The following is a 26,179-nucleotide window of genomic DNA, read 5'->3' as shown; positions in this document are numbered from 1 at the left end:
GTCAGCCGCGCTCGGGGCGGTCGAACCGCTGCCCCTCCGGCTTCGACGGCAGGATCGTCAGCACGATCAGGATGATCCCGCCGAAGAACGGGATGACCGACAGGAAGAAGAAGGGCCCCGCGAGGTTCGCGTCGTGGAGCCGACGCCAGGTGACCGCCAGGTTCGGGATGATCGTCGCGAGCGAGTAGAGGCCCAGGAGCACCGCGGCGATCCAGTAGAGCGCGTTCGGCGTCCCGGAGGTCGTCCCCGTGACCGGGTCTGTCCGGAGGTCCGACGTCGCTCCCCCGATGCCGATGAGGACGTAGAGCACGCCGATGACGATCGTCTGGGCGAGGGACCACCACCAGAACTCGCTGCGACTCGCACGCCCGTCGAACCGGACGTACTTCCGGAAGACCCGCTCGACCGCGTCAGCAAGGCGGCCAAGACGGGCTGGCCGCGCGCGGCCAGCCGCCGACACGACGACGGCGCCCTGTTCGTGGATGGAGGGCGCCGTCGTGACGCGACCGGCAGGCGCTCAGCGGTCCCCGGGTCGGTCGAACCGTGCGCCATCGGGGTTCGAGGGCAGGACGCCGAAGACGATGCCGACGATCCCGACGAAGAGCGCGATGATCCACAGTGCACCCGACAGGTTCGCGTCGTGCAGCCGACGCCAGCCGAGCGCGAGGGACGGCACGAGCGTCGCGAGCGCCCACAGCAGGCCGGCGATGAGGAACACGAAGGCGATCGGCGGTGCCGGGTTCTGCACCTCGTAGGTGCCGTAGTCCGTCTGGACCGTCCGGGTCGACGCGAGGGCGGCGGCGAGCAGGAATCCACCGCCGGTGAGCACCGTGGAGACGACGGCGGTGACGAGCGTCCACCACCAGAACTCGCTGCGGCTCGCGCGGCCGCTGAAGGTCGCGTACTTCCGGAAGAAGCGGCCGACGGCCTTCGGCAGTGAGATGCCGTACCAGGGCGCCCAGAGCGGCGGCTGCCCGTCCGGCCCGACGGGAGCCGCTGCACCCGGCGTCTGCTGTCCGTACTGCGGCTGTCCGTACTGCGGCTGTCCGTACTGGTGCTCGCCGTACGGCTGCTTCCCGTACGGCTGCTGGCTGCCGGGCTGTCCGCCGGCGTCCGGCACGGGATGGTGATCGGTCACGAGGTCCCCCAGGGTGTCGATGATCGGAAGTGGTCAGCCGCGGTGCGGCTCGTCGAACCGTGTGCCGGCGGGCACGGACGGCAGGAGCCCGATGACGAGCGCGAAGACGGCGCCCACCGGCGGGATGATGAACAGCAGGGCGAGCAGGCCCGACATGTTGACGTCGTGCAGGCGTCGCACCGTCAGCGCGATGAAGCCGACGAGCGTCGCGAGCGCCCAGAGGCCACCGACCACGTTGGAGTCACTCCCGCCGATGGCCGTGTCGATCGTGCCCGTGACGATGTTGCCGATCGCCCACCAGAGTGCCCAGAACCAGAACTCGCTCCGGCTGGCGCGGCCGTCGAAGCGCACGTACTTCTTCCAGAACCGCGTGAAGGCCTTGGGGAACGGGATGCCGTACCAGGGCGCCCAGAGCGGCGGCTCACCCTGCGTCACCGGCTGCTGCCCGTAGGGCTGCTGCTGCGCCGGCTGCTGCCCGTACTGGCCAGATCCGTACGGCTGCTGCCCGTACGGCTGCTGCCCGTACGGCGACTGCCCACCCGAGGGCTGCCCGTACGGCTGCTGTCCGTACGGCGACTGCCCGCCCGAGGCCTGCCCGTACGGCGACTGCCCGCCCGAGGCCTGCCCGTACGGCGACTGCCCGCCCGGGGCCTGCCCGTACGGCGACTGCCCGTCGGACCGCCCGTCGCCGGGTCGCTTGCCGTAGGGGTCCTGCGGTGGGTACTGGTCGCTCACGGGGTTCCTTCCGAAGACGGTGACGAGACGCCCGGGATCGTCCAGCGGTCTGCGGAGGCTGGACCTCCGCGACGTCGGTCACGGCCGCCCCACTCCCCCGCACGCTGGCCCGGCGCGCTGCACCCAGTGTGCCAGTGCTCGATGTCCGACGACGACCGACTTCAGGGCAGGAGGGCGATCTTCCCGCCCGGGTGCCCGGACTCGAGCAGGTCGAGCGCCGCGCGTGCCTCGGTGAGCGGGAACGTCCGAGCGACCGGGACGACGAGTTCCCCTCGACCGGCCAGGTCGACGAGCCGCTGCCGGACGGCGTCGCGGAAGGCCGCGCTCTCCGGCTGCGACCCGCCGATGGCCGTGATCCCCGCGTCCGGAGCGCGGGTGAAGGCCGCGATCGTCGCGATGCGTGCCCGGTCGGCGACCAACGCGAGTGAGACGTCGACGGCCTCGTCGGAGCCGACGCAGTCCAGGGCCACGTCGACGCCATGCGGCGCGAGGTCGCGGACCCGCGCTTCCAGGCCGTCGCCGTACGGGACCCACTCGCCGCCGGAGCGGCGGACGGTGTCGGTGTTCGCGGCGGAGGCGGTGCCGATCGCTCGCGCCCCGAGCATCCGGAGCTGTTGCAGCAGGCTGACGCCGACGGCCCCGGAGGCTCCGTGCACGAGCACGGTCTCACCGGCGGCGACGTCGGTCACCCGGATGAGGTCCGCAGCGGTCGTGCCGGCGAGCAGCAGGTTCGCGGCCTCCGCGAACCCCATCGCGGGCGGCTTCGCGAAGACGTCACGGGCTGGCAGGGTGACCGCCTCGGCCCATCCGCCCCGCACCCGGAACGCCAGGACCTCGTCGCCCGGTGCGACCGGGCCCGAGGCGATGTCCGTGTCCGGCCCGACCGCCGTGACGACGCCCGCGACCTCGTACCCGATCGGGAGCGGGAAGTCGGCGGGGTCGCCGTCCCGGGTGTGCTTGGCATCGGCCGGGTTCACACCGGCGGCCCGGACGCTGACGGTCACCTCACCGGGACCGGGCGCCGGGACCGCGACGTCCACCAGTTCGAAGGTCTCACTGCCACCGGGACGCGTCGCCACCCACTGCTTCGTCATGGCCGCGACGGTACTCGGAGCCGATCGCTCGGTCGACAGGCGATGCCGAGACGGACGGGAGGCCCGGTACCAGCTGGTACCGGGCCTCCCGTCCGTCTCGTGGTCGCGAGCGCTCAGGCGCGCGCCGCTCCGACCCGTCCGGTGAAGGACGCGTGCAGCGGGTGTTCACCGCCGAGACCGGTGATCTCGGACGCGATGTCGGCGTCCGACCGGTCGGACCGCAGCAGTGCCTGGAGTTCGACGCTCTGCTCGTCGTCCGCGACGTCGAAGCGGAGCACCGCTGCCATCGCGTCGAGCAGTGCCGTCGGCTCGGCGCCGTTCTCCGCCAGGGCCGCCGCCGGGGAGACGAAGCGCTCGTCGCGCGAGAGCTTCCGGAGGGGCTGCCGACCGACACGGGTGACCGTGTCCGGGAGGTGCGGGTTCTCGAAGCGGGCGATGATCGCCTCGACGTAGGCGCGGTGCACCTCGGGGTCGAGCTCGTGCCGGCGGACGAGCAGGTCGCTCGTCTCGGCGAGCACGGCCTCCAGCGCCGAGCGCACGGTCGGGAGGGCGACGGCGTCCGAGATCTTGTCCGCGCCGGCGAGGAAGCCGTGGTAGGCGACCGTGGCGTGGCCGGTGTTCACGGTGAAGAGCTTGCGCTCGATCGATGCGGCGAGGCCGTCGACGTAGTGCGCGCCGGGGATCGTCGGCTCGGCACCGGCGAAGGGCGTGCGGTCGATGGCCCACTCGAAGTAGGTCTCGACCGTGACGTCGAGGCCGCCGTCCGCGGGCTGCGCGGGCACGATCCGGTCGACGGCGGTGTTGGCGAACACGGCCTTGGCCAGCGCGCCCTCGCGCGCGTCCTCGGGCAGGGCGGCGACGATGAACTCGCGGAGGCGGTCCGTCGCGTTGATCGCGTTCTCGCACGCCATCACGACGAGCGGGGCGGCGTCGACGGAACGCTCCTGCAGGCCCTTCGCGATGACGGGTGCGATGAACTTGAGGACGGTCGGGCCGACCGCGCAGGTGACGATGTCGGCGGTCGCGATCTCGGCGACGACGCCGGCCTCGTCCTGCGCGCTGTTCACGGCGCGGAAGCCGGTGACCTCGTGGTCCTGCGCACCTGCGCCGACCTCGTGCACGGTGTACGTGTCGGCGGCGGCGAGGGCGTCGATGAGCGGTGCGGCGACGTCGGCGAAGACGACCTCGTAGCCGGCCTGGTGCAGCAGGAGGCCGACGAAGCCGCGGCCGATGTTGCCGGCGCCGAAGTGGACGGCGGTGCTCACTCGTTGACCTCACCGAGGATCGCGAGGACGGCCGCGGCGTCGGGCGCCTCGGTCAGGGCCTGGACCTGGTCCTCGTCGGAGAACACGATCGCGATCTTGCTGAGGATGTCGAGGTGCTCGTTGTTGACCCCCGCGATGCCCACGACGAACCGGACGTCGTTGCCGTCCCAGTCGATCGGGGTGGCGTACCGGACGAACGAGAGCGCCGACGCCTTGATGGCGTCCTTCGCGTCGTTCGTCCCGTGCGGGATCGCCAGGAAGTTGCCCATGTAGGTCGAGACGCTCTTCTCGCGCTCGAGCATGGCGGGGTAGTAGTCCGCGGTGACCGCACCGGCGTCCTGGAGGATCGCAGCCGCCTCCTTCATCGCCTCCGACTTGGTCGGCGCGGCGTCCTCGGTGTGGATGCGGATCTGGCTCTCCTGCAGGACGGGCATTCGGGGTCTCCTTGTTCGTGGGTGACGGCGGAAGAGGGGACGGTCGCCCGTCCCCTCTCCCATCGTGCTCTTGTCTTACTGGTTCTTGAGCTGGTCGACGACCTGGTCGTACTGCGGAGCGTTCATGAAGTTGCCGACCGAGACGTGCTGGGCGTTCGGGTTCTTCTGCTTCGCGCGGTCCGTGAGCTCCTCCTGGGTGATGATGAGGTCCTCGTCACCCGAGAGGTTCGCGATCGCCTTGTTGACGACCGTCACACCCTCGATACCAGCCTTCTTGATCTTGTTCCGCAGGACACTCGCACCCATGGCGCTCGAGCCCATGCCGGCGTCGCAGGCGAAGACGACGTTCTCGACGCGCGTCGCCGTGGCGGTGCTGGCAGAACCGACGCCGCCGAGCGAGGCCTGGGCCTCTTCCTCGTTGGCCGGGGAGTTGTCGCCGAGCAGGCCCGAGGTCGCGGCGTTGACGTCGCGGCCCTTGTTCTGCTGGAGCTTCGCCATGGCGGCGCTCATGTCGCCGGCGTTGCCCGCGGCGAGGTCACGCTTGCGGCTGGCGAGGAGGAAGAACGAGGCCACCGCGAAGGACACGGCCGCCGACAGGACCACCGAGAGGATGACGCCGACGTAGCTGTCCTTCGCCGTCGCGGTGAGGACCGCGATGATCGAACCGGGCGACGCCGGGGCGACGAGGCCGGACTGGAAGGCGACGTTCGTGGCGACACCGGTCGCGCCGCCGAGGATGACGGCGACGAACAGGATCGGCTTCTGCAGCACGTACGGGAAGTAGATCTCGTGGATGCCACCGAAGAACTGGATGAGGATCGCACCGGGAGCGGTCGAGCGGGCGATGCCGACACCGAAGAAGGTGAAGGCGAGGAGGATGCCGAGACCGGGACCGGGGTTCGCCTCGAGGAGGAACAGGATCGACTTGCCGGAGTCCTGGACCTGCTGCGCGCCGAGCTGGTCGAGCACGCCGTGGTTGATCGCGTTGTTGAGGAAGAAGACCTTGGCCGGCTCGATGATGACGCTGGCGAGCGGCAGCAGCGAGCTGTCGACGAGGAACTTCACCGCGGCGCCGAGGCCCTCGGCGATGAGCTTGAACAGCGGGGCGAGCCAGAAGAACCCGATCAGCGCGAGCACGAAGCCGAGGATGCCGGCCGCGTAGTTGTTCACGAGCATCTCGAAGCCGGGCTTGATCTTGCCGTCCCAGATCTTGTCGATCTGCTTGATGAGCCAGGCGCCGAGCGGGCCGCAGATCATCGCGCCGAGGATCATGATCGTGCCGTTGGCGCCGATGATGACGCCCATGGCCATGATCGAACCGACGACCGCGCCGCGGGTGTCGTAGACCATCCGGCCGCCCTGGAAGGCGATCGCGAGCGGGATGAGGTAGGTCAGGATCGGGCCGACGAGGCCGATGTTGGCCACGCCGTCCGTCTCGCCGAAGCCGCCGAGGACGCCGACGGGCGTCCAGCCGGTCTCGATGAAGAACGCGGTGATGAGGCCCCACGCGATGAAGATCGCGATGTTTGGCATCACCATGCCGGACAGGAACGTGCCGAACTTCTGGACGGCGACGCGAGCGCCACCCCGCGACTTGTCGCGGGTGTCTGGCGCTGCAACGGACGACGTTGTCATGTGCGTTGACTCTCTGTGTGTGTGCTGCTGCAGGGATCGGGAGTGGTGCGGGAGGGGGCGGGTCAGGCGGCGTGCACCGCGGCTGCGGCGGCGGACCGGGCGGTCGCTGCCGTGCTCGCGGCGAGTGCTGCCGTCGCCATCTCGCGGGCCTCGTCGAGGGTGTGCTGGCCGAGTTCGGCACGCACGTCGGCGAGGGCCGCGGGGGTCATGGAGAGGGTGGTGGCACCGAGTCCGACGAGGACGACGGCGAGCAGCGGGTCGGCTGCCGCCTCACCGCAGATGCCGACCGCCTTGCCGGCGTCGGCACCGGCCGCACCGAGCTGCGCGACGAGGCGCAGGACGGCGGGGTGCCACGGGTCCTGGTAGCTCGCGACGGTGCCGAGCATCCGGTCGGCGGCCATCGTGTACTGCGTCAGGTCGTTCGTGCCGATCGACACGAAGTCGGCGGAGCGGAACACCTGCTCGGCCATCAGCGCGAGCGACGGCACCTCGGCCATCACGCCGGCGGTGCGGATGCCGAGTTCGCGGGCGAGCCCGACGAAGTACTCGGTCTCCTCGGCGTCGGCGACCATCGGGGCCATCACCCAGAGGTCGGCCTCGGTCGCGGCGTCGGCCCGGGCGAGTGCGGTGAGCTGGTCGCGGAGGACCTGCTCCTGGTTCCGCAGGGCGCGGAGGCCACGACGACCGAGCGCCGGGTTCTCCTCGTCCTTGTCGGTGAGGAACGGGAGCGGCTTGTCGGCACCGGCGTCGAGCGCGCGGACCACGACCTTCTTGCCGGGGAACGCGGCGAGCAGCTGCTCGTACGACTTCTGCTGCGACTCCACCGTCGGTGCCGTCGGCGCGTCGAGGAACAGGAACTCGGTGCGGAACAGTCCGACGCCCTCGGCGCCGAGGTCCACCGCGGCCTGCGCGTCGGCGGGGCTGCCGAGGTTCGCCAGCAGCGGGACGACGTGCCCGTCGGCGAGCGCGCCCGCCGTGAGCGGTGCGGCGGCGGCGGCGCGCCGGTCGGCGATGCGCTGCTCGACGTCGGCGACGAGTTCGGCGGAGGGGTCGGTCACGACGGTGCCGGCGACGGCGTCGACGACGACCTGCTGCCCCTCGACCAGGTCGTCGGCACCGCTCACGCCGACGACGGCCGTGATGCCCTTGGCGCGGGCGAGGATCGCGGTGTGCGAGGTCGGGCCGCCGTCACGGGTGACGAGGGCGAGGACCTTGTCGAGGTCGAGGAGCGCGGTGTCGGCCGGTGCGAGGTCGCGGGCGACAAGCACGAACGGGGCGTCCGACTCGGGGACGCCGGGGGCCGGGACGCCGCGGAGCTTCGCGACGATGCGCTGGGCGACGTCGTCGAGGTCGGCCGCGCGCTCCCCCATGTAGCCGCCCATGCCGACGAGCAGGTCGCGGAACTGCGCGAACGCCTCGTACACGGCACGCTCGGCGTTCGTGCCGCCGTCGATGCGCGCGTGCACGTCGTCGAGGAGGGTCGGGTCCTGCGCCATGAGCGCCTGCGCCTCGAGCACGGCCTGGGCGTCGCCGCCTGCGAGCTGGCCGCGCTTCGTGAGGTCCTCGGCGACCGCGGCGAGCGCGGCGTGCACGGCCTGCTTCGCGTCCTCGGCCGAGCCCTCGAGCGGGGTGGTCGACGGCTCTCCCAGCGGGTCCGCCATCCGGAGCACCGGGCCGTGGGCAACGCCGCGACCGACGCCGGTTCCGAGCAGATCGGACATGGGGAGACTCCTTCATCTCACGCGCAGCAGCGGTGGGCGGTTCGGGGGCGGTGCTGCATCCGGGGCGTGCTGCATCCGGACGGTCTTGCAGCACCTTACATCGCCCCGCGTTGACAAACAAACACATCCGGGGATAAAAATGCAGAAACAGATGCCCGTTTGCGTCTGCCGGGACGTCCGGCCGCGGGTCACTCGCGGCGATCGTGCCCGAGCTTGTCCGTTCCGATCCGACGAGGCACCGATGTACGCACCAGAACGCCACCAGCGCATCGTCGAACAGGCGCGCGCGCACGGCCGGGTCGACGTGAAGGACCTCGCCGAACTGCTCGCCGTCACGCCGGAGACAATCCGACGCGACCTGACGAGCCTGGAGCGCCGCGGGCTCGTCCGGCGTGCCCACGGTGGTGCGATCCCCGTCGAGCGCGTCACCCTGCACCCGGGCGTCGGTGACCGCGGCGGCATCAACCAGACGGAGAAGATGGTCATCGCCGAGGCCGCGCTCGAGGAGCTGCCCGAGAACGGGTCGGTGATGATCGACGCCGGCACGTCGACGATCTGCCTCGCCGAGCTGCTGCCGACCGACCGCGGCCTCACCGTCGTCACGCACTCGCTCCCCGTCGCGATGGCCGTCGCGAACCGGCCCGGCATCGACCTGCACCTGCTCGGTGGCAACATCCGCAGCGACTCGCTCGCGGGCGTCGGCACGTGGACGCACCAGCTCATCGGCATGGTGAGCGTCGACGTCGCGTTCGTCAGCATCAACGGGATCACCCCCGAGCGCGGCCTGACGACGCACAACATGGCCGAGGCGGCCGTGAAGAGCGCCATGATCAAGTCCGCCCGCCGGAGCATCCTGCTCGCCGACCACACCAAGTTCGGGCGCGAGGAGTTCGGCCGGGTCGCCCCGCTCGCCGCGATCGACACGATCATCACCGACCCCGGCGTCAACCTGGACCTCGTCCGCGAGGTCGAGGCCGCCGGTACCGAGGTCTTCTGGCCCGGGCGCGACTGACCGTCCCCGCACGTCGGCCGTCCGCGTCCACGAGACCCGGGAACCACCCGCCAGGCGCTCGCTAGCATGAGCGCACCACCCATCGACAGGAGTCCATCGATGTCCGAAGCCACCCGCACCGTCACCGTCGCGAGCGCGTCCGGCCTGCACGCCCGCCCCGCCTCGCTGTTCGTCCAGAACGTCACCGCGTCCGGCCACCAGGTCACGATCGCCAAGGGTGAGAAGTCGGCCAACGCCGGCAGCATCCTCGGCCTGCTCGGCCTCGGTGTGGAGAACGGTGACGAGGTCGTGCTGACCGTGTCCGGCGACGACGCCGAGACCACCGCGGACAGCCTCGTCGACTTCCTGCAGACGGACCACGACGCGGCCTGACGCGCGTCCGGAGTCCGCGCGACCACACGGTCGCCGTGCCGACGGGAGGCCCGTCACCAGCTGGTGACGGGCCTCCCGTCCGTCGTCCGGTCGCCCCTCCCGCGGGCACGCCCGGGGCGTCGGGGCGCGCCGGTAGGGTTGGTGCATGACACGCCTGCGCCTCGCGACCGTCAACGTCAACGGCATCCGTGCCGCGTTCCGGAAGGGCATGGGCGACTGGCTCGCCGAGCGCGACGTCGACGTCCTCGCCCTGCAGGAGGTGCGCGCCTCGACCGAGGACCTGACCGGCCTGCTCGGCGATGAGTGGGACGTCGTGCACGACCCCGCCACCGCCAAGGGCCGCGCCGGCGTCGCCATCGCCTCGCGGCACCGGGCCCACCTGCACCGGGTCGAGCTCGGGGCGGAGGACTTCGACTCCGCCGGCCGCTGGCTCGAGGCCGACTACGAGATCGGTGGCCGCACCGTCACCGTCGTGTCGACCTACGTGCACTCGGGCGAGGTCGACACCCCGAAGCAGGTCGAGAAGTGGAAGTTCCTCGACGCCATGACCGAGCGCCTGCCCGCGCTCCGCGCGCACAACCCGCTCGCCGTGGTGGTCGGTGACCTGAACGTCGGCCACGACCAGCGCGACATCAAGAACTGGAAGGGCAACGTCAAGCGCGCCGGCTTCCTGCCGCGCGAGCGCGCCTACTTCAGCCGGTTCTTCGGGGCCGAGGGCGAGCAGGTCGAGGGGGCGGACGGCTCCACCGGTCCGGGTCTCGGCTGGGTCGACGTCGGTCGCGCCCAGGCCGGCGACGTCGACGGCCCGTACACGTGGTGGTCCTGGCGCGGTCAGGCGTTCGACAACGACTCCGGGTGGCGCATCGACTACCAGGTCGCGACGCCCGAGCTCGCCGCGACCGTGACCTCGTACACCGTGGACCGCGCCGCCGCGTACGACCAGCGATGGTCCGACCACGCCCCCGTGGTCGTCGACTACGACCTCTGATCCCCCGCTCGCTCCCCAGCACCAGGACTCTCCGCATGACCAGCACGCGCATCTTCTCCGGCATCCAGCCCTCGGCCGGGTCGCTCCACCTCGGCAACTACATCGGCGCCCTCATGCAGTGGCGCGACCTGCAGGACGACCACGACGCCATCTACTGCGTGGTCGACATGCACGCGATCACCTCCCCGCAGGACCCCGCGGAACTGCGGGCGAGCACCCGGGCGACCGCGGCGCAGTACATCGCCTCGGGCATCGACCCGTCGAAGTCGACGCTGTTCGTGCAGTCGCACGTCCCCGCGCACGCCGAGCTCGCCTGGGTGCTGAACACCCTGACGGGCTTCGGCGAGGCGAGCCGGATGACCCAGTTCAAGGACAAGTCGGCGCGCCAGGGTGCGGAAGCCGCCTCGGTCGGCCTGTTCACGTACCCGATCCTCATGGCGTCGGACATCCTGCTCTACGACACGGCGGTCGTCCCGGTCGGCGACGACCAGCGCCAGCACGTCGAACTGACGCGCGACCTGGCCCAGCGCTTCAACTCGCGCTTCGGCGACACGTTCGTCGTCCCGGAGGCCCGGATCGGTTCCGAGACCGCTCGCATCTACGACCTGCAGGACCCGACCAGCAAGATGAGCAAGTCGGCCGCGTCCGACAACGGCCTCGTCCGCCTGCTCGACGACCCGAAGCGGACCGCCAAGAAGATCCGGTCGGCCGTGACGGACACCGAGCGCGAGATCCGTGCCGACCGGCAGGCGAAGCCGGGCGTGACGAACCTGCTCGCGATCCTCTCCGCCTTCACCGGCACCGCGGTCACCGACCTCGAGACGTCGTTCACCGGCAAGGGCTACGGCGACCTCAAGGGTGCGGTGGCGGACGCCGTCGTCGCCGAACTCGAACCGGTGCGCGCCCGCACCCTCGAACTCCTCGACGACCCGGCCGAGCTGGACCGCCTGCTGGCCGTCGGTGCCGAGCGCGCCGAGGCGATCGCGGATGCCACGCTCGCCCGCGTCTACGACGCCATCGGCTTCGTGCCGCGCGCCCGCTGAGCGCCCGTGCTCCCCGTCACGCTCGAGTCGGCGCGGGTCCGGCTCGACGTCCCCACCCGCACCGACGCGCCCGCGATCACGCAAGCCTGCCAGGACCCGGAGATCGTGCGCTGGACGACGATCCCGCAGCCCTACCGACAGCAGGACGCCACGACGTTCGTCGACGCGCTCGTCGGGCCGGGGTGGGCCTCCGACCGTGAGTACACCTGGGCGATCCGTCGACCCGGTTCGACCTGGCTCGACGGGGTGATCAGCTACCGGACCGCCCGCCGGGACCTCGGGTTCTGGCTCGCCCCGTCTGCCCGGGGCCTCGGGCTCGTGCACGACGCCGTCGAGCTCGTCGTCGGGTTCGCGTTCGACCGCGGCGCGCCCGACGTGTACTGGGAGTGCTACGTCGGCAACACCGCCTCGGCCGCGGTCGCCCGGCGCGCCGGCTTCGCGTACACCGGCACCGGCGACGCCCTCGTCCCGAACCGGGACGGGTCCCCCGCCGCCGCGTGGAAGGGGCTCCGTCGGGCGGACGGCACCCCGGCGTCGGACCTGCCCTGGCCGCCCGACTCGATGACGGGCCCCGCCGGTAGTCTCGCTCCGTGAGCGACTCCGCACCCGACACGACCCCGGTCCGCGACGTCGGGGTCCGCGACGTCGAGGTCCGCGCCATGCGCCGGGCGCTCGAGCTCGCCGCCCGCGGCCCCGCCGTCGGCGACCACGCCCGGGTCGGCGCCGTCCTCCTCTCCCCCGCGGGTGACGTGCTGGCAGAGGGCTGGCACAAGGGCGCCGGTACCGCGCACGCCGAGGTCGACGCGATGCGGAAGGTCGATCCGGCCCTGCTCCGCGGTGCGACCGCCGTCGTGACCATGGAGCCGTGCGACCACACCGGCCGGACCGGGCCCTGCTCGGTCGCCCTCATCGACGCCGGCGTCGGCCGGGTCGTGTACGCCGTCGACGACCCGGGGGCGGCGGCACACGGCGGGGCGGACCGGCTCCGTGCCGCCGGCGTCGACGTCGTGCCGGGGGTCCTCGCCGACGACGCCGAGGCGTTCCTCGAGCGGTGGCTGCTCTCGGTCCGGCTCGGGCGACCCTGGGTGACGGTGAAGTGGGCCTCCAGCCTCGACGGCCGCGCTGCGGCGGCGGACGGGTCGAGCCGGTGGATCACCGGTGCCGCCGCCCGGCAGCACGTGCACGAGCAGCGTGCCGCGCACGACGCCGTCCTCGTCGGTACCGGGACCGCGCTGGCGGACGACCCGAGCCTGACCGCCCGCGGCGACGCCGGGGAGTTCCTCGCCGACCAGCCCCTGCCCGTCGTCCTCGGCGACCGGCCGCTGCCTGCCGACGCGGCCCTGCACCGGCACCCCCGTGGTCTCGTCACGATCCCCGGCCACGACCTGGACGGCGCACTCCGGTCCCTCCGCGAGCAGGGGGTGCACAGCGTGCTCGTCGAGGGCGGGCCGACCGTCGCGTCGGCGTTCATCGCGGCCGGGCTCGCCGACGAGCTGCTCGTCTACCTCGCCCCCGTGCTGCTCGGCGGTCCCCGGGTGGCACTCGACGACATCGGGGTGGGAAGCATCCAGGGAGCGCGGATGTTGCGTGTACTGTCGACGTCCAGCCTCGGCCCCGATCTGCTGGTCCGCGCCCGTCCGGTCCCCCAGCGGTCCGATCACGCGGTCGACGGGGCCCCCACCGACCGGAGCACCCCATGACCGACGCACTGACCTCCGCCACCCCCGGGAGCCCGGTCCAGTTCGAGGTCGCCACGAAGGTCCCGACCACGCACGGCACGTTCGAGATGCGTGCCTACCGGGACCTCGTGACGAGCGCGGAGCACGTCGCCGTCATCGCGACCGCTCCGGACGGGTCGGCACCGACCGACGGGGCGCTCGTGCGGGTGCACTCCGAGTGCCTGACCGGTGAGGCGTTCGGGTCGCTGAAGTGCGAGTGCGGTCCGCAGCTCGACGCGGCCCTCGACACGATCGCGGCCGAGGGCGGGGTCGTCGTGTACCTGCGCGGGCACGAGGGGCGCGGCATCGGGCTCATCAACAAGCTCAAGGCGTACCGCCTGCAGGAGGACGGGCTCGACACCCTCGACGCCAACCTCGCGCTCGGGCTCCCCGCCGACTCCCGCGAGTACGGCGGCGCGGCCGGCATCCTCGCCGACCTCGGCATCACGCGCGTGCGGCTGCTGACGAACAACCCCGAGAAGCGTCGGCAGCTCGTCGAGCACGGCATCGCGGTGGACGCCCTGGTCCCCCTCGTGGTCGGTGTCTCCGCGCAGAACGCCGGGTACCTCGACACGAAGCGCGACCGGATGGGCCACACGCTCCCCGACCACCTCGCGACCGGCGCGGCCAACTGACGGCTCCTTCCGGGCGGATTCGCAGGTGGGCGACATCCGTCGTACACTGAGGACCCCGTCACGAGCGGGACCACCACCCCGAACGCACCCGACCCGGTGTCCGCGCCACCCCGCGCGAACCGGTCGGCGTCCGCAGTCCGGCCCCACGCTGCGCTCCCCCGCGAGCGCGCGCACCGCGAAAGTGCCCTCACGCCCATGACCGCCGCACCGGCCACCCCGACGTCCGCCCCGAAGACGAACCCGCGCTCGCGCGTCGTCATCGCGAGCCTCGTCGGCACCTCCATCGAGTTCTACGACTTCTACGTCTACGCGACGGCCGCGGTCCTCGTGTTCCCGACGCTCTTCTTCCCGAACGAGGACCCGACCGCGTCGCAGCTGTCCTCCTTCGTCACCTTCGCGCTGGCGTTCTTCGCCCGCCCGGTCGGCTCCGTCCTCTTCGGCCACTTCGGGGACCGCATCGGCCGGAAGACCACCCTCGTCGCCTCGCTGCTCGTGATGGGGACGGCGACGTTCCTCATCGGCTGCCTGCCGACCTTCGACACGATCGGCATCTGGGCGCCCGTGCTCCTCGCCGTGATGCGCTTCGCGCAGGGCGTCGGCCTCGGCGGCGAATGGTCCGGCGCCGCGCTCCTCGCGACCGAGAACGCGCCGCAGGGCAAGCGCGGGGTGTTCGGCTCGATGCCGCAGCTCGGCGCCCCGATCGGGTTCCTCCTGGCGAACGGTCTGTTCATCGCGATCAACGCCGCCATGCCGGCCGGTGCGGACGGCACCCCGAACGCCGACTTCCAGGCCTGGGGATGGCGCATCCCGTTCCTGCTGTCCGCCGTGCTCGTGCTCATCGGCCTCTACGTGCGGTTCCGGCTCGTCGAGTCGCCCGCCTTCCGCGGCGTGCAGGAGACCGGCTCGGTCGCGAAGGTCCCGCTCGCCCGGGTGTTCCGCACCTCGTGGCAGGCCGTCGTCGTCGGCACCTTCGGCATGGTCGCCACGTACGTTCTCTTCTACTTCATGACGACCTTCACGCTGGCGTACGGCACCACCGCGACCTCGATGGTCCCGAAGGTCGGCCTCGGGTACACGCGCGGTGAGTTCCTCACCCTCCTCATGATCGGCGTCGTGTTCTTCGGGATCTTCACGCCGGTCGCCGGGATCCTCGCGGACAAGTTCGGACGTCGTCGCACGCTCATCCCGACCACGATCGGCATCGCGCTCTTCGGGCTGACCTTCCAGCTGTGGTTCGCCGCGTCGCAGGGCCCGATCACGGTCGTCACGTTCCTCATCGTCGGGCTGTCGCTGATGGGACTGACCTTCGGGCCGATGGGGGCCCTGCTGCCGGAGCTGTTCCCGACGAACGTCCGCTACACCGGCTCCGCGCTCGCCTACAACCTCGCGTCGATCCTCGGGGCGTCCCTGGCCCCGACGATCGCGGTCGCGCTGTGGAAGCCGGACGGGGACATCTTCCTGGTCGGCCTGTACCTGACGATCGCGGCGGTCGTCACCCTGGTCGCGCTCCTGCTCGTCCGCGAGACGCGCGGCACTGACCTCGACGAGGCCGAGGCGCGGCAGGCCGTCGCGGCCGGACGCGACGCGCGCTGACCGCGGCCTGATCGGACGGGAGGCTGCCCACCAGGCTGGTGGACAGCCTCCCGTCCGTCTGTCGGTGCAGCGGTGAGAGAATCGACGCACGATGAGCAACCCGTTCGCACGCCCGAAGCCGACCGACGGGCCCCGTGCCACCTTCGGCCGCCTGCTGTCCTACCTGTTCGAGAACAAGCCGGCGATGGTCGTCATCATCGTGCTGAGCATCCTCGGTGCCGCGGCGTCCCTCGCCCAGCCGCTGCTCGTCAACCAGGTCGTCACGGCGGTCCAGCAGGGTACCGGCATGTCGACGCTCGTGTGGGCGCTCGTCGTCCTCGTGCTCGTCGCCGGCGTCCTGAACGGTGTGCAGCACTTCCTGCTCCAGCGCGCCGGAGAGGGCGTCGTGCTGTCGACACGGCGGAAGCTCATCGCCCGCATCCTCAACCTGCCGATCTCGGAGTTCGACGTCCGCCGCACCGGCGACCTGGTGTCCCGCGTCGGCAGCGACACCACGCTCCTCCGCGCCGTCCTGACCCAGGGCCTCATCGAGTCGATCGGCGGTGCCCTCACCTTCGTCGGCGCGGTCGTCGCGATGGCCGTCATCGACCCGCTGCTGCTCGTCGTGGTCGTCGTGATCGTCATCGTCGCGGTCGTCGTCGTCGGCGGCCTCAGCCGGCGCATCCGGGTCGCCTCGAAGGCCGCGCAGGAGAAGGTCGGCGACCTCACGGCGGCGGTCGAGCGGGGCATCGGCGCCGTCCGGACCATCCGCGCCGCCGGGGCCACCGCCCGCGAGGTCAGCGAGGTCGACGCACACGCGACCGAGGCCTACCGCCGTGGGCTCGTCATCGCGCGCATGTCCGCCTTCGTCGTCCCGGTCGCGAGCATCGTCATGCAGGTCGCGTTCATCGCGGTGCTCGGCATCGGCGGCGCGCAGGTGGCGGCGGGGACGATCACGATCGCCACCCTCATCACGTTCATCCTGCTGCTCTTCATGATGATCATGCCGCTCGGGCAGGCGCTCGGCGCGGTCGTCGCCGTGGCGCAGGCCCTCGGCGCGCTCGGACGCATCGAGGAGATCCTGCACCTGCCGACCGAGGACCAGGACGACGCTGCCGTCCACCCCGCCGCCGCGGTCGCGACCGACGACGCCATCACCTTCGAGCACGTCACGTTCCGCTACGCCGCGACACCGGACGCCGTGGGGTCGGACGGAGCGGCCGGGTCGGGGGACGTCAGTGCCCCCGCTCCCACCGCCGGCGTCGGCGAGCAGGCTGTCCTGCACGACGTGTCGTTCAGCGTGCCCCGTGGCACCCGGGTCGCCCTCGTCGGACCGTCGGGCGCCGGGAAGTCCACGACCCTGGCCCTCATCGAGCGCTTCTACGACCCCACCGAGGGCGTCATCCGCCTCGGCGGGCTCGACGTCCGCGGCCTCGACCGGGCCGAGCTCCGTGCCCAGATCGGCTACGTCGAACAGGACGCCCCGGTGCTCGCCGGCACGATCCGCGCGAACCTGCTGCTCGGCTCGCCGGACGCGCCGGAGTCCGAGTGCGTCCGGGTGCTCGAAGCGGTCAACCTCGGCGACGTGCTCCACCGCGACCCGCGCGGACTCGACGCGCAGGTCGGCGAGGACGGCGTGATGCTCTCCGGCGGTGAACGCCAGCGGCTCGCGATCGCCCGGGCGCTCCTCGCCGCTCCCCCGATCCTGCTGCTCGACGAGTCGACGTCCTCGCTCGACGGGGTGAACGAGCAGAAGATGCGGCTGGCGATCGACGCGGTGGCCGAGGACCGGACGCTGCTCGTCATCGCGCACCGGCTGTCGACCGTCGTGGACTCCGACGTCATCGTCGTGCTCGAGCACGGCCGCGTCGTCGGCATCGGCACGCACTCCGAGCTGGTGCAGAGCACCCCGCTCTACCGCGACCTGGCGAAGCACCAGCTGCTGGTCTGAGCGCCCCGCCCCGCAGGGTCAGGCGGCGAAGGGGTCCGGGGTGAGCACGTACACGGTCTCCAGGTACTCCTCGAGGCCCTCGTGCGAGCCCTCGCGGCCCAGGCCGGACGCCTTGACGCCGCCGAACGGGAACGCGGCGTTCGACACCACGCCGGTGTTCCAGCCGAGCATGCCCGTCTCCAACCGCTCGGCCAGGCGCTGCCCGCGCCGCATGTCCTCGGTGAAGGCGTAGGCGACGAGCCCGTACTCGGTGTCGTTCGCGAGCCGGATGCCCTCCTCCTCGGTGGCGAACCGCGTGATCGAGACGACGGGCCCGAAGATCTCGGTCGTCAGGATGTCCGACCCCGGCTGGACGTCGTCGAGGAGCGTCGGCGCGTAGTACGTGCCCGCACGATCGACCCGCCGACCACCCGTCACCAGCGTGGCGCCACGCTCGACGGCGTCGTCGACGAGCCCGGCCGCCTTGTCGACGGCCCGGCCGTCGATGAGCGGGCCGATGTCGGTGCCGTCCTCGGTCCCGCGCCCGATGCGGAGTGCCTCGATCCGTTCGGTCAGGGCCGCCGTGAACGCGTCTGCGATGCCCTCCTGCACGAAGAACCGGTTCGCGGCGGTGCAGGCCTCCCCGACGTTCCGGAACTTGGCCTGCATGGCGGCGTCCACCGCACGGTCCAGGTCGGCGTCGTCGAACACGAGCAGCGGGGCGTTGCCGCCGAGCTCCATGCTCGTTCTCAGCACGGTGTCGGCCGCCTGCTTGAGGAGCGCGGACCCGACCGGCGTCGAGCCGGTGAAGGTGAGCTTCCGGAGTCGACGGTCCGCGATGACCGGTGCGGACAGTGCCTTCGCGTCCGAGGACGGCACGACGTTGAGCACGCCGTCCGGCAGTCCGGCCCGGCGGAACAGCTCGACGAGGTACAGGGTCGTCAGCGGGGTGAGGTCGGCGGGCTTCAGCACGACCGTGCAGCCGGCGGCGAGGGCCGGTGCGATCTTCCGGGTCGCCATCGCGAGCGGGAAGTTCCACGGGGTGATCGCGTAGACCGGACCGACCGGGCGCTTCAGCACGATGCCACGACCGGTGCCCTCCGGGTTCGTCCGGTAGTCGCCGCCGATGCGGACGGCCTCCTCGGAGAACCAGCGGAGGAACTCGGCGCCGTAGACGACCTCGCCGTGCGACTCGGCGAGGGGCTTGCCCATCTCGAGCGTCATCACCGCGGCGATGTCGTCGGCGTGCTCGTGCACGAGGTCGAAGGCGCGGCGGAGCAGGTCCGAGCGGCGGCGCGGGGCGGTGGCGGCCCACTCCTCCTGTGCAGCGACCGCGGCGTCGAGCGCGGCGATGCCGTCCTCCGGTGTGGCGTCGGCCACGCTCGCGAGGACGGCGCCGGTCGACGGGTCGCGGACGTCGAACGTCGCGCCGCCCGAGGCCGGTCGCCAGGAGCCCCCGATGAACAGGCCGGTGGGAACGCCGGGGACGCTGACGTGCTCGTCGGTGACGGTCGTGACGGTCGTGTCGGTCGTGTCGGTCGTGTCGGTCGTGTCGGTCGTGACGGTCGTGTCGGTCACAGGACCGCTCCTCCCGGGCGCTGCCGCCCCTCGTCCATGTCACTGCGTCCGGTGTGGCCGCCCTCGTCCCGGACCTCCTCGAGCGCCGCCTCGCTGGCCGCGCGGTCGACGCCGACGACGAGGTCCTCGTACACGAACACGTCCAGGCCCGCGTGCACGCCGTCGAGCGCCGATGCCCGCACGCAGTGGTCGGTGGCGATGCCGACGACGTCGACGGCGTGGACCTCGCGGTCGAAGAAGACGTCCACCAGGTCCGCGCCCGTGTCGGTCGTCCCCTCGAACGCCGAGTAGGCCGGCTCGCCCTGCCCCTTCCGCACGTGCACGTCCACGGCGGACAGGTCGAGCGCCGGGTGGTACTCGGCACCCGGGCTGTCGGCCACGCAGTGCACCGGCCAGGTCGTCCGGAAGTCGGGGCCGTCCGGGCCGGCGAAGTGCCCGCCGTTGTCCCCGGTGGCGTCGTGCCAGTCGCGGGAGGCGACGACGAGGTCGTACTCGTCGGCGTGCCGTCGGAGGAAGGCGGTGATCCGTCCGGCCACCGCCGCTCCTCCGTCGACCGCGAGCGCGCCGCCCTCGGTGAAGTCGTTCTGGACGTCGATGATGAGCAGTGCCCGAGCCATGACCCCATCCAACACCTGGCACCAGAGCACCCGTTGACGGGGCACCCGTCCGGCCAGGTACGCCGGGGTCAGGACGCAGCGAGCGCCGGGTCAGGAGGCGGCGAGGGACCCGCCGCAGCGGTAGGCGGCGGCCGTCACGGCGTCGAGCGCCGGCAATGCGGCGGCCCGCGACGACCCGATGGCGTAGAACGCGAACGTCAGCTTCGTGCCGTCTGCGGCGTCGATGAAGCCGCCCAGGGTGTTCGCACTGTCGATCCACCCGGTCTTGGCGTGGACCTTGCCCCGGGCGTCGGCGTTCGCCCCCGTGAAGCGGCTCGACAGGGTGCCCGAGACGCCGGACACCGGCAGCACCGATGCGAGCGTCCCGAGCCCTCGCTCACCCCGGGTCACCGGGACCATGAGGTGGGCGACGAAGGACGGCGACACGGCGTTGGCCGCACTCTCCCCGGAACCGTCGATGATCGTGATCCCGGCCGGGTCGACCCCGTAGCCGCGCAGGGCCGAGGCGTACACCCCGGTGAGCGACGCCGCGGTCCCGCCCGCACCGGCCTCCTTCGAGGACACCCGCGCGAGCATCTCGGCGAGGGTGTTGTCCGAGTTCGGGATCATCTGCCCGATGAGCGTGGAGACCGGCTGCGACTGCACCTGCGCGATCGTGGCCTGCGAGGTCGTCGCGCGCTTCGTGACCGGTGCCGTCGCGGCCCCGACGACCCCTGCGTTGACCAGGGCCGTCCGGAACGCGTCACCGGCCCGGCCGATCGGGTCCTCGGAGCGCGGTGAGGTGGCGGCGGCCGGGTTCGCACGGTCACCGTCGACCATGAGCGCGGTCACCTCGGGCTGGTAGCCGATCGTGCGCTCGCTCACCGGCCAGGTGGGGTGCCAGGCGTCGGCCTCGCTCCACCACGTGCCGTCCGCGACGATCGACCGGACGGGCGCGTCGCCGAGGCGGGCCTTCACCTGCTGCGCGAGCTGCTGCAGCGTGGGTGCACCGGGGTAGACGGTGCCGTTGCCCGCCGACAGGGTCGCGTCACCGTGCCCGACGAGGGCGATCGTGCCGTCGCCCTCGTCGGTGACGGTGGTCGGGATGGTGTGGTCGCCCCCGAGCACGGCGAGTGCGGTCGCGCTCGTGAGGGTCTTCATCACGCTGCCGGTCTGGGCCGGGGTGCCGCCGTCGCGGGAGAACAGTTCCTCACCGGTGGTCGCGTTCATCACGTACCCCTCGAACCGACCGAGGCCGCTCGCGGAGGCGGCACCGGCGATCGAGCAGGTCCGCGCGGCGGCACGGGCGCTCGGCGTCGGGGTCGGGGTCGGCTTCGCGGTGGGCGTGACGGTCGCCGTCGGCTCCGGGGACGCCGAGGGGCTCACGGTCGGCGTCGCGCTGGCGGTCGGCGTCCGGGCGGCGCTGGCGGACACCGCGGCTCGCGGCTGCTCCCCGCTCGCAGCACCCACGGCGACCGCGCCGCCGGACCCGACGACGAGGACCGCGACGAGCCCGCCGATCGCCCACGGGACCGGTCGGCGGTTCGCGGAGGCACGGAGCGCGGCGACGGAACGGGAGACGGGACCGCCGGCGGACGGCTCGGGTGACTGCTCGGACATCGGGACGATCCTACGAGACGCGCGGTCGGGCCTCCAGGGCGGGACCGGCCGTCCGGTGCGGGAACGGCCGGTCAGTCGGCGTCGTCGGCCGCGTAGCGGACGCCCACCTGGCGACGTGCCTCGTCCATGACCGCCATCACCGCGACGGTGTGGTCGATGCCGGCCGGACCGTCCTCCGCGGTCTCGACCGGTCCGCCCCCGGCGGGCGCCGCCGTGACCGCGGCCTCGAGGGCACGGGCCTCGTGCGCGTAGCCGGCGAGCTCCTCGCGCCCGTCGAACTCCTCGATCACTGCCCCGTCCGCGTCCCGGATGCGCCAGGTGGTCGGCGTGTACCAGGTCGGGTCGATGTCGATCCGCCCAGCCGTCCCGATGATCGACGCGCTGTTCGGGCTCCGCACGTCGAGCGCGAAGTGCACGGTCGACTGCGCACCGCCCTCGTGCGTCATCACGATCCCCATCTGGGTGTCGACGCCCTGGTCACTGAGCGTGCCGGCCGCCACGAGACCGGTCGGGACGCCGAGGACGTCGACCGCGAACGAGACGGGGTACACCCCGAGGTCGAGGAGGGCGCCGCCACCGAGCGCCGGGTCGTTGAGCCGGTGCCGCGGGTCGGTCGGGAGGGCCTGGTGGTGGGTCGCCTCGACCAACCGCGGCGTCCCGATCCGCCCCTCGGCGAGGACCCGGCGGATCATCGCGGTCTGCGGCAGGAACCGGGTCCACATCGCCTCGACGACGAGGACTCCGCGCTCGCGTGCGGCGTCGCGGACCCGCCGCGCCTGGGCCGCGGTGATCGTGAAGGCCTTCTCCACGAGGACGTGCTTGCCGGCCGCGATCGCGAGGAGGGCGTCCTCGGCGTGCCGGGAGTGCGGCGTCGCCACGTAGACGGCGTCCACCTGGTCGTCGGCGACGAGGGACGCGTAGTCGCCGTGTGCACGCGGGATGCCGTGCTCCTCCGCGAAGGCACGGGCGCCCTCCTCGGTACGGGACCCGACCGCGACGAACTCCACCCCCGCGGCGGTGCAGTCCACCACGAAGGACCGGGCGATGCCACCGGTCCCGAGCACTCCCCATCGAACGGTCATGCGGCCTGTCTACCAGGCGCGCCGTGACGGGACCGGTGTCGCCTGCACCGAGCACCCGTCGGTCCGTGCCCGGTCAGGACGCGCGGCGTACCGTGCTGTCCACCAGGAGACGGACGGGAGGCCCGCACCGGGCGGGTGACAGGCCTCCAGTCCGACAGGTGGTTGGTCCGCGCGCCGAGCGCACGGACCGGACGCGAGGAGGCGCCGTGACCGGACCGGAACCGTGGTGGACGAGAGCCGTCGTCTACCAGGTGTACCCACGGAGCTTCGCCGACGGGAACGGCGACGGCGTCGGTGACCTCGCCGGGCTGCGCCGGCACCTCGACCACATCGCCGACCTCGGCGTCGACGTCGTCTGGCTCTCCCCCGTCTACCGCTCACCGCAGGTCGACAACGGGTACGACATCTCGGACCACGAGGACATCGACCCGCTGTTCGGCACGATCGACGAGTTCGACGCGCTGCTCGTCGAGGTGCACCGGCGGGGCATGCGGCTCGTCATGGACCTCGTCGTCAACCACACCAGCGACCAGCACCCCTGGTTCCGCGCGGCACTCCGCTCCCGGACGTGCCCGAAGCACGACTGGTACATCTGGCGGGACCCGGTCGACGGGCACGAGCCGAACCGCTGGCGCGCCGCGTTCGGCGGCCCCGCATGGTCGTGGGACCCCGGCACCGGCCAGTACTACCTGCACATGTTCACGCCGCAGCAGCCGGACCTGAACTGGGAGAACCCGGACATGCGTGCCGCCGTGTACGACATGATGAACCGCTGGCTCGACCGCGGCGTCGACGGCTTCCGGATGGACGTCATCAACCACATCGCGAAGGACGACGACGCCCTGTCCGGCGACAGCGACGCCTACGTCATGCAGCCGCGGGTCCACGAGCACCTGCAGGAGATGCACGACCGGGTGTTCGCCGGCCGGGACGCGCTGCTCACCGTCGGCGAGATGCCGGGCGTCTCGGTCGAGGACGCCGTGCTGTTCACCGCTCCGGAGCGGCACGAACTCGGCATGGTGTTCCAGTTCGAGCACGTCGGGCTCGACCACGCGCCGGCGTCGAAGTTCACCCGGCAGGAAACTGACCTACCGGCGCTGAAGGCCTCGCTCGCGCGGTGGCAGACGGGGCTCGAGCAGCGCGGCTGGAACTCGCTGTACCTGTCGAACCACGACCAGCCGCGGCCGGTGTCGCGCTTCGGGGCGGCGGCACGGGCGGAGTTTGACGACCCGTTCGCCTTCCGCTACGAGTCGGCGACGCTGCTCGCCACCGTGCTGCACCTGCACCGCGGGACGCCGTACGTCTACCAGGGCGACGAGATCGGCTTGGTGAACGCGGGGTTCACCGCGATCGAGCAGTACCGCGACGTCGAGTCGGTGAACTGGTTCCGCGGGACCGTCGGCCGGGGCATGTCCGCCGCGTCGGCGCTCGAGGCACTGGCGTTCCGCAGTCGTGACAACGCCCGGACGCCGATCCCCTGGGACGACAGCGAGCCTGCCGGTGGGTTCTCGACCGCGGAGCCGTGGATCGGGATGGGGCAGGGCTGGCCGCACGTCACCGTCGCGGCGGACCGCGCCGCCGGGGACCGGTCCGTGTACGAACACCACCGGCGGCTCATCGCGCTGCGGCACCGGTCGCGGACCGTGCAGCTCGGCACCTTCACGCTCCTCGAGCCGGAGCACCCGGTGCTGTGGGCGTTCACGCGGGCACTCCCGGACGGGTCGACCGGGAACGAGGACGACCCACCGCTCGTCGTCGTCGCGAACCTGTCGTCGTCGGACCTCGTCCTGCCCGACGGCATCGCGGGGCGGACGGGCGACCTCGTGCTCGGGAACCTCGGGGAGCCGGGCTCGACCGGGATGTTGCGTCCGTGGGAGGCGCGCGTGCACGTGTGCCGGTGACGGGCCTCCCGGCCGGCGACCCTGCCCGCGACCAAGCCTGACGCGGGCCGCCCCGGGAAGCACGAACCCCCTCGCTCCCGGAGGAACGAGGGGGTGGTCGGAGCCGCCTGTCGGAATCGAACCGACGACCTATTCATTACGAGTGAATCGCTCTACCGACTGAGCTAAGGCGGCGGACGCTCCGGATGACCCGGAGCGGCACGAGAAACAACTGTACAGGATCAGACGAGCGAGCGCGAAACGAGCGCGCCGAGATCGTCGAACGACCGCTCCAGCTCATCGGTCAGGTGCACCGCCGACCCCGGTTCGGACCACTCCCACCAGGCGTGCCGGAGTGCCGCCAGTCCGACGAGCGTCGCGAGCCGGGCACGTCGGCGGAGGGCCGGAGGGACATCGGCGTCCGCGGTGGCCTCGTCACCGCTCAGGGTGGCGTCGCGCTGGAGCCGCCGCTCGACCACCGTCTGGAGCTCGGCCTGGAACTCCTGCATCGAGGCCATCCGTCGACTGAACAGTTCCGGGTTCGCACGGAGGACCTGCTGCCGCTCCCCGATCAGACCGCGCTCCTCGACGAGTTCACGCGCCGAGTGCACGAGCAGGGCGCCGAGGTCGGACAGCAGTTCGCCCGAGGGACCGCCGGCGACGAACACCTCGACCTCCTCCCCCTGCGGCAGCGTCGGGTCGTCGCCGAGGATCGCCTGTTCCTTGCTCGGGAAGTAGTTGAAGAACGTGCGGGGCGAGATGTCGGCACGGCGGGACACCTCGTCGACGGTGACCGCGGCGAGACCGTGCTCGAGCGCGACGTGCAGCGCGGCCTGCTGGATCGCCAGTCGGGTGGCGCGGCGCTTCCGCTCGCGGAGGCCCGGTTCGGCATCGGTCATGGGCACGATCCTCGCACGCGCACCGCAGCGGGCGGCATGAGAGGACGCGCGGGAACGGCCCGTGCGCACCCGATGGCGGCGCCGTCGGTCAGCGGACGGCGCGGGCCACCGTGACGAGCAGGGCCTCGAGCGCCAGGAGGGCCGCGACGTTCGCGCCGATCCGCTGTCGTGCGGTGGCGATCGCGTCGAGCACCTCCAGCGCGGCGGCCGGCGGCACGGACGGCAGCGCCCGCTCGAGCTCGTGCCGGATCGTCAGGTTCACCGGTTCCGCCGGTGCGCCGAGACCGAGGAGCAACAGATCCCGGTAGAGCGAGGAGACGTCCACGAGGATACGGTCCAACCCGTCACGGAGGCTCCGGGTCGCGCGCCGCTTCTGGTCTTCCTCCAGCGCACGCAGCTGCGACCGGAGCGCCGGCGGCACCGTCCCGCCCGGCTGCACGCCGAGCGACCGGAGCGCTGCGTCGCGTTCCTCGGCGTCACGTTCGAGCGTGATCGCCTTGGCGTCCTCGTCCGCCACGGCGAGCAGCGCGGCCGCGGCGTTCACGGCGTCGCCGACGCTCCGGATCCCGAGCACGGTCGTCAGGGTGCGACGGCGGCGGTCACGGGCGTCCTCGCTGGTGGCGAGCCGTTGGGCCATCCCGATGTGGCTCTGCGCCTGCCGGGCGGCATCGGTCGCGAGGACCCGGTCCACGCCGGTGCGGGCGACGATGAGGTCGGCCACAGACTCGATCCCGGGCACCCGCAGGCGCACGGAGCGGACGCGTGACCGGATGGTCGGGAGGAGGTCCGCCTCACTCGGCGCGCACAGGATCCACACGGTGCGCTCAGGCGGTTCCTCGAGCGCTTTGAGCAGCAGGTTCGAGGTGCGTTCGGTCATCCGGTCGGCGTCCTCGACGATCATCACGCGGTACCGGCCGACCGAGGGCGAGAAGTGCGACGAGGTCACGAGCGCACGGATCTCGTCGATGGTGATGATGACCCGCTGGGTGGTGAGCCGCGACACGTCCGGATGCGTGCCCGCGGCGATGAGCCGCAGCGTGTGGTCGTCGTCCGGACCGTTCCCCACGAGTGCTGCGGCGAAGGCGGCGGCGACGTTCGACCGTCCCGACCCGGGCGGACCGGTGATGAGCCACGAGTGGGTCATGCCCCCGGTGCCGTCGGTCGACTCCGCGGCGCTGCGCAGTGCAGCCACGGACTCCTCCTGCCCGGTCAGGCCCTCCCACACGCTCACG

23 protein-coding genes, 1 tRNA gene and 1 pseudogene are annotated in these 26,179 nt (G+C 72.1%); 10 read left to right on the top strand and 15 right to left on the bottom strand.

All coding sequences use genetic code 11. The features are described 5' to 3' along the window. Position 1: 1 nt before the first annotated feature. From DEJ16_RS11275 to ptsP, 8 genes are all read right to left on the bottom strand, one after another. A complete protein-coding gene (locus tag DEJ16_RS11275; RefSeq protein ID WP_258365938.1) occupies positions 2-460 on the bottom strand; it encodes a DUF805 domain-containing protein in 459 nt (152 codons plus the stop codon). A gap of 57 nt (positions 461-517) precedes the next feature. Next, a complete protein-coding gene (locus DEJ16_RS11270; protein WP_258365937.1) occupies positions 518-1,138 on the bottom strand; it encodes a DUF805 domain-containing protein in 621 nt (206 codons plus the stop codon). 33 nt (positions 1,139-1,171) lie between these two features. Then, positions 1,172-1,873: a DUF805 domain-containing protein gene (locus DEJ16_RS16060; protein ID WP_309146410.1), complete on the bottom strand. Its 702-nt coding sequence runs from the start codon at positions 1,871-1,873 to the stop codon at positions 1,172-1,174. Between the two features lie 161 nt (positions 1,874-2,034). Further along, entirely contained in the window at positions 2,035-2,967 is a 933-nt protein-coding gene (locus DEJ16_RS11260; RefSeq protein WP_110824564.1) for an NADP-dependent oxidoreductase, read from the bottom strand. 113 nt (positions 2,968-3,080) lie between these two features. Then, on the bottom strand, positions 3,081-4,232 hold the full coding sequence (locus DEJ16_RS11255) for a mannitol-1-phosphate 5-dehydrogenase (protein WP_110824565.1): 1,152 nt from the start codon (positions 4,230-4,232) through the stop codon (positions 3,081-3,083). Beyond that, positions 4,229-4,666 carry a PTS sugar transporter subunit IIA gene (locus DEJ16_RS11250; protein WP_110824566.1) on the bottom strand — a complete coding sequence of 146 codons (438 nt, stop codon included), beginning with the start codon at positions 4,664-4,666 and terminating at the stop codon, positions 4,229-4,231. Before DEJ16_RS11250 ends, DEJ16_RS11255 begins: the two co-directional genes overlap by 4 nt. Before the next feature lie 75 nt (positions 4,667-4,741). Next, on the bottom strand, positions 4,742-6,301 hold the full coding sequence (locus DEJ16_RS11245) for a PTS mannitol transporter subunit IICB (RefSeq protein WP_181419564.1): 1,560 nt from the start codon (positions 6,299-6,301) through the stop codon (positions 4,742-4,744). 62 nt (positions 6,302-6,363) lie between these two features. Continuing rightward, positions 6,364-8,022 (bottom strand): phosphoenolpyruvate--protein phosphotransferase, encoded by a 1,659-nt coding sequence (gene ptsP / locus DEJ16_RS11240; RefSeq protein WP_110824568.1) that lies wholly within the window; start codon positions 8,020-8,022, stop codon positions 6,364-6,366. 241 nt (positions 8,023-8,263) lie between these two features. Here ptsP and DEJ16_RS11235 point away from each other — a divergent pair, with 241 nt between their 5' ends. From DEJ16_RS11235 to DEJ16_RS11195, 9 genes and pseudogenes are all read left to right on the top strand, one after another. Then, a complete protein-coding gene (locus DEJ16_RS11235; protein ID WP_110824569.1) occupies positions 8,264-9,034 on the top strand; it encodes a DeoR/GlpR family DNA-binding transcription regulator in 771 nt (256 codons plus the stop codon). A gap of 99 nt (positions 9,035-9,133) precedes the next feature. After that, a complete protein-coding gene (locus DEJ16_RS11230; protein WP_110824570.1) occupies positions 9,134-9,406 on the top strand; it encodes an HPr family phosphocarrier protein in 273 nt (90 codons plus the stop codon). A 145-nt stretch (positions 9,407-9,551) separates the two neighbouring features. Beyond that, positions 9,552-10,394 carry an exodeoxyribonuclease III gene (locus DEJ16_RS11225; protein WP_110824571.1) on the top strand — a complete coding sequence of 281 codons (843 nt, stop codon included), beginning with the start codon at positions 9,552-9,554 and terminating at the stop codon, positions 10,392-10,394. Positions 10,395-10,429: 35 nt separating this feature from the next. Beyond that, positions 10,430-11,437, top strand: a complete 1,008-nt coding sequence (gene trpS / locus DEJ16_RS11220; RefSeq protein WP_110824572.1) for a tryptophan--tRNA ligase — start codon at positions 10,430-10,432, stop codon at positions 11,435-11,437. A 6-nt stretch (positions 11,438-11,443) separates the two neighbouring features. Further along, positions 11,444-12,031, top strand: coding sequence for a GNAT family N-acetyltransferase (locus tag DEJ16_RS11215; RefSeq protein ID WP_110824573.1), 588 nt, complete (start codon positions 11,444-11,446; stop codon positions 12,029-12,031). A 65-nt stretch (positions 12,032-12,096) separates the two neighbouring features. After that, entirely contained in the window at positions 12,097-13,137 is a 1,041-nt protein-coding gene (gene ribD, locus DEJ16_RS11210; RefSeq protein WP_110824827.1) for a bifunctional diaminohydroxyphosphoribosylaminopyrimidine deaminase/5-amino-6-(5-phosphoribosylamino)uracil reductase RibD, read from the top strand. A 29-nt stretch (positions 13,138-13,166) separates the two neighbouring features. After that, positions 13,167-13,790: pseudogene (gene ribA, locus DEJ16_RS11205) on the top strand (GTP cyclohydrolase II); the annotation flags it as partial. A 195-nt stretch (positions 13,791-13,985) separates the two neighbouring features. Beyond that, the gene (locus tag DEJ16_RS11200; protein WP_110824575.1) at positions 13,986-15,383 is read left to right on the top strand and encodes an MFS transporter; all 1,398 of its coding nucleotides are present in this window, start codon (positions 13,986-13,988) and stop codon (positions 15,381-15,383) included. A gap of 91 nt (positions 15,384-15,474) precedes the next feature. Then, on the top strand, positions 15,475-17,313 hold the full coding sequence (locus tag DEJ16_RS11195; RefSeq protein WP_110824576.1) for an ABC transporter ATP-binding protein: 1,839 nt from the start codon (positions 15,475-15,477) through the stop codon (positions 17,311-17,313). An 18-nt stretch (positions 17,314-17,331) separates the two neighbouring features. Here DEJ16_RS11195 and DEJ16_RS11190 read toward each other — a convergent pair whose 3' ends face one another. The 4 genes from DEJ16_RS11190 to DEJ16_RS11175 all read right to left on the bottom strand — a co-directional run bounded on the left by DEJ16_RS11190 (position 17,332) and on the right by DEJ16_RS11175 (position 22,168). Continuing rightward, positions 17,332-18,759, bottom strand: a complete 1,428-nt coding sequence (locus DEJ16_RS11190; protein ID WP_258365951.1) for an NAD-dependent succinate-semialdehyde dehydrogenase — start codon at positions 18,757-18,759, stop codon at positions 17,332-17,334. Positions 18,760-18,866: 107 nt separating this feature from the next. Continuing rightward, complete coding sequence (locus tag DEJ16_RS11185) at positions 18,867-19,487, bottom strand: isochorismatase family protein (RefSeq protein WP_110824578.1); 621 nt, start codon at positions 19,485-19,487, stop codon at positions 18,867-18,869. Positions 19,488-19,577: 90 nt separating this feature from the next. Further along, complete coding sequence (gene dacB, locus DEJ16_RS11180; RefSeq protein WP_110824579.1) at positions 19,578-21,086, bottom strand: D-alanyl-D-alanine carboxypeptidase/D-alanyl-D-alanine-endopeptidase; 1,509 nt, start codon at positions 21,084-21,086, stop codon at positions 19,578-19,580. A gap of 71 nt (positions 21,087-21,157) precedes the next feature. Further along, positions 21,158-22,168, bottom strand: a complete 1,011-nt coding sequence (locus DEJ16_RS11175) for a Gfo/Idh/MocA family protein (protein ID WP_110824580.1) — start codon at positions 22,166-22,168, stop codon at positions 21,158-21,160. A 206-nt stretch (positions 22,169-22,374) separates the two neighbouring features. On the opposite strand from DEJ16_RS11175, the gene DEJ16_RS11170 reads away from it, so the two are divergent. Continuing rightward, entirely contained in the window at positions 22,375-24,069 is a 1,695-nt protein-coding gene (locus DEJ16_RS11170; RefSeq protein ID WP_110824581.1) for an alpha-glucosidase, read from the top strand. Positions 24,070-24,170: 101 nt separating this feature from the next. Here the strand turns inward: DEJ16_RS11170 and DEJ16_RS11165 are convergent. The 3 genes from DEJ16_RS11165 to DEJ16_RS11155 all read right to left on the bottom strand — a co-directional run bounded on the left by DEJ16_RS11165 (position 24,171) and on the right by DEJ16_RS11155 (position 26,178). Further along, positions 24,171-24,243: transfer RNA gene (locus DEJ16_RS11165), tRNA-Thr, on the bottom strand. Between the two features lie 47 nt (positions 24,244-24,290). Continuing rightward, positions 24,291-24,947: a TetR/AcrR family transcriptional regulator gene (locus DEJ16_RS11160; protein ID WP_110824582.1), complete on the bottom strand. Its 657-nt coding sequence runs from the start codon at positions 24,945-24,947 to the stop codon at positions 24,291-24,293. Between the two features lie 88 nt (positions 24,948-25,035). After that, positions 25,036-26,178 carry a DNA polymerase III subunit delta' gene (locus DEJ16_RS11155; protein WP_110824583.1) on the bottom strand — a complete coding sequence of 381 codons (1,143 nt, stop codon included), beginning with the start codon at positions 26,176-26,178 and terminating at the stop codon, positions 25,036-25,038. Between the last annotated feature and the right edge of the window lies 1 nt (position 26,179).

This window comes from Curtobacterium sp. MCJR17_055 (assembly GCF_003224335.1).
Lineage (GTDB): Bacteria > Actinomycetota > Actinomycetes > Actinomycetales > Microbacteriaceae > Curtobacterium.
This window is presented reverse-complemented; position numbering and strand designations above follow the sequence as displayed.

Excerpts from the sequence above, each read along its gene's own strand:
- DEJ16_RS11200 (WP_110824575.1), top strand. The coding sequence starts at position 13,986 with ATGACCGCCGCACCGGCCACCCCGACGTCCGCCCCGAAGACGAACCCG.
- DEJ16_RS11260 (WP_110824564.1), bottom strand. The coding sequence starts at position 2,967 with ATGACGAAGCAGTGGGTGGCGACGCGTCCCGGTGGCAGTGAGACCTTC.
- DEJ16_RS11225 (WP_110824571.1), top strand. The coding sequence starts at position 9,552 with ATGACACGCCTGCGCCTCGCGACCGTCAACGTCAACGGCATCCGTGCC.
- trpS (WP_110824572.1), top strand. The coding sequence starts at position 10,430 with ATGACCAGCACGCGCATCTTCTCCGGCATCCAGCCCTCGGCCGGGTCG.
- dacB (WP_110824579.1), bottom strand. The coding sequence starts at position 21,086 with ATGTCCGAGCAGTCACCCGAGCCGTCCGCCGGCGGTCCCGTCTCCCGT.
- DEJ16_RS11250 (WP_110824566.1), bottom strand. The coding sequence starts at position 4,666 with ATGCCCGTCCTGCAGGAGAGCCAGATCCGCATCCACACCGAGGACGCC.
- ptsP (WP_110824568.1), bottom strand. The coding sequence starts at position 8,022 with ATGTCCGATCTGCTCGGAACCGGCGTCGGTCGCGGCGTTGCCCACGGC.
- ribD (WP_110824827.1), top strand. The coding sequence starts at position 12,097 with ATGCGCCGGGCGCTCGAGCTCGCCGCCCGCGGCCCCGCCGTCGGCGAC.
- DEJ16_RS11235 (WP_110824569.1), top strand. The coding sequence starts at position 8,264 with ATGTACGCACCAGAACGCCACCAGCGCATCGTCGAACAGGCGCGCGCG.
- DEJ16_RS11185 (WP_110824578.1), bottom strand. The coding sequence starts at position 19,487 with ATGGCTCGGGCACTGCTCATCATCGACGTCCAGAACGACTTCACCGAG.
- DEJ16_RS11160 (WP_110824582.1), bottom strand. The coding sequence starts at position 24,947 with ATGACCGATGCCGAACCGGGCCTCCGCGAGCGGAAGCGCCGCGCCACC.
- DEJ16_RS11245 (WP_181419564.1), bottom strand. The coding sequence starts at position 6,301 with ATGACAACGTCGTCCGTTGCAGCGCCAGACACCCGCGACAAGTCGCGG.
- DEJ16_RS11175 (WP_110824580.1), bottom strand. The coding sequence starts at position 22,168 with ATGACCGTTCGATGGGGAGTGCTCGGGACCGGTGGCATCGCCCGGTCC.
- DEJ16_RS11195 (WP_110824576.1), top strand. The coding sequence starts at position 15,475 with ATGAGCAACCCGTTCGCACGCCCGAAGCCGACCGACGGGCCCCGTGCC.
- DEJ16_RS11230 (WP_110824570.1), top strand. The coding sequence starts at position 9,134 with ATGTCCGAAGCCACCCGCACCGTCACCGTCGCGAGCGCGTCCGGCCTG.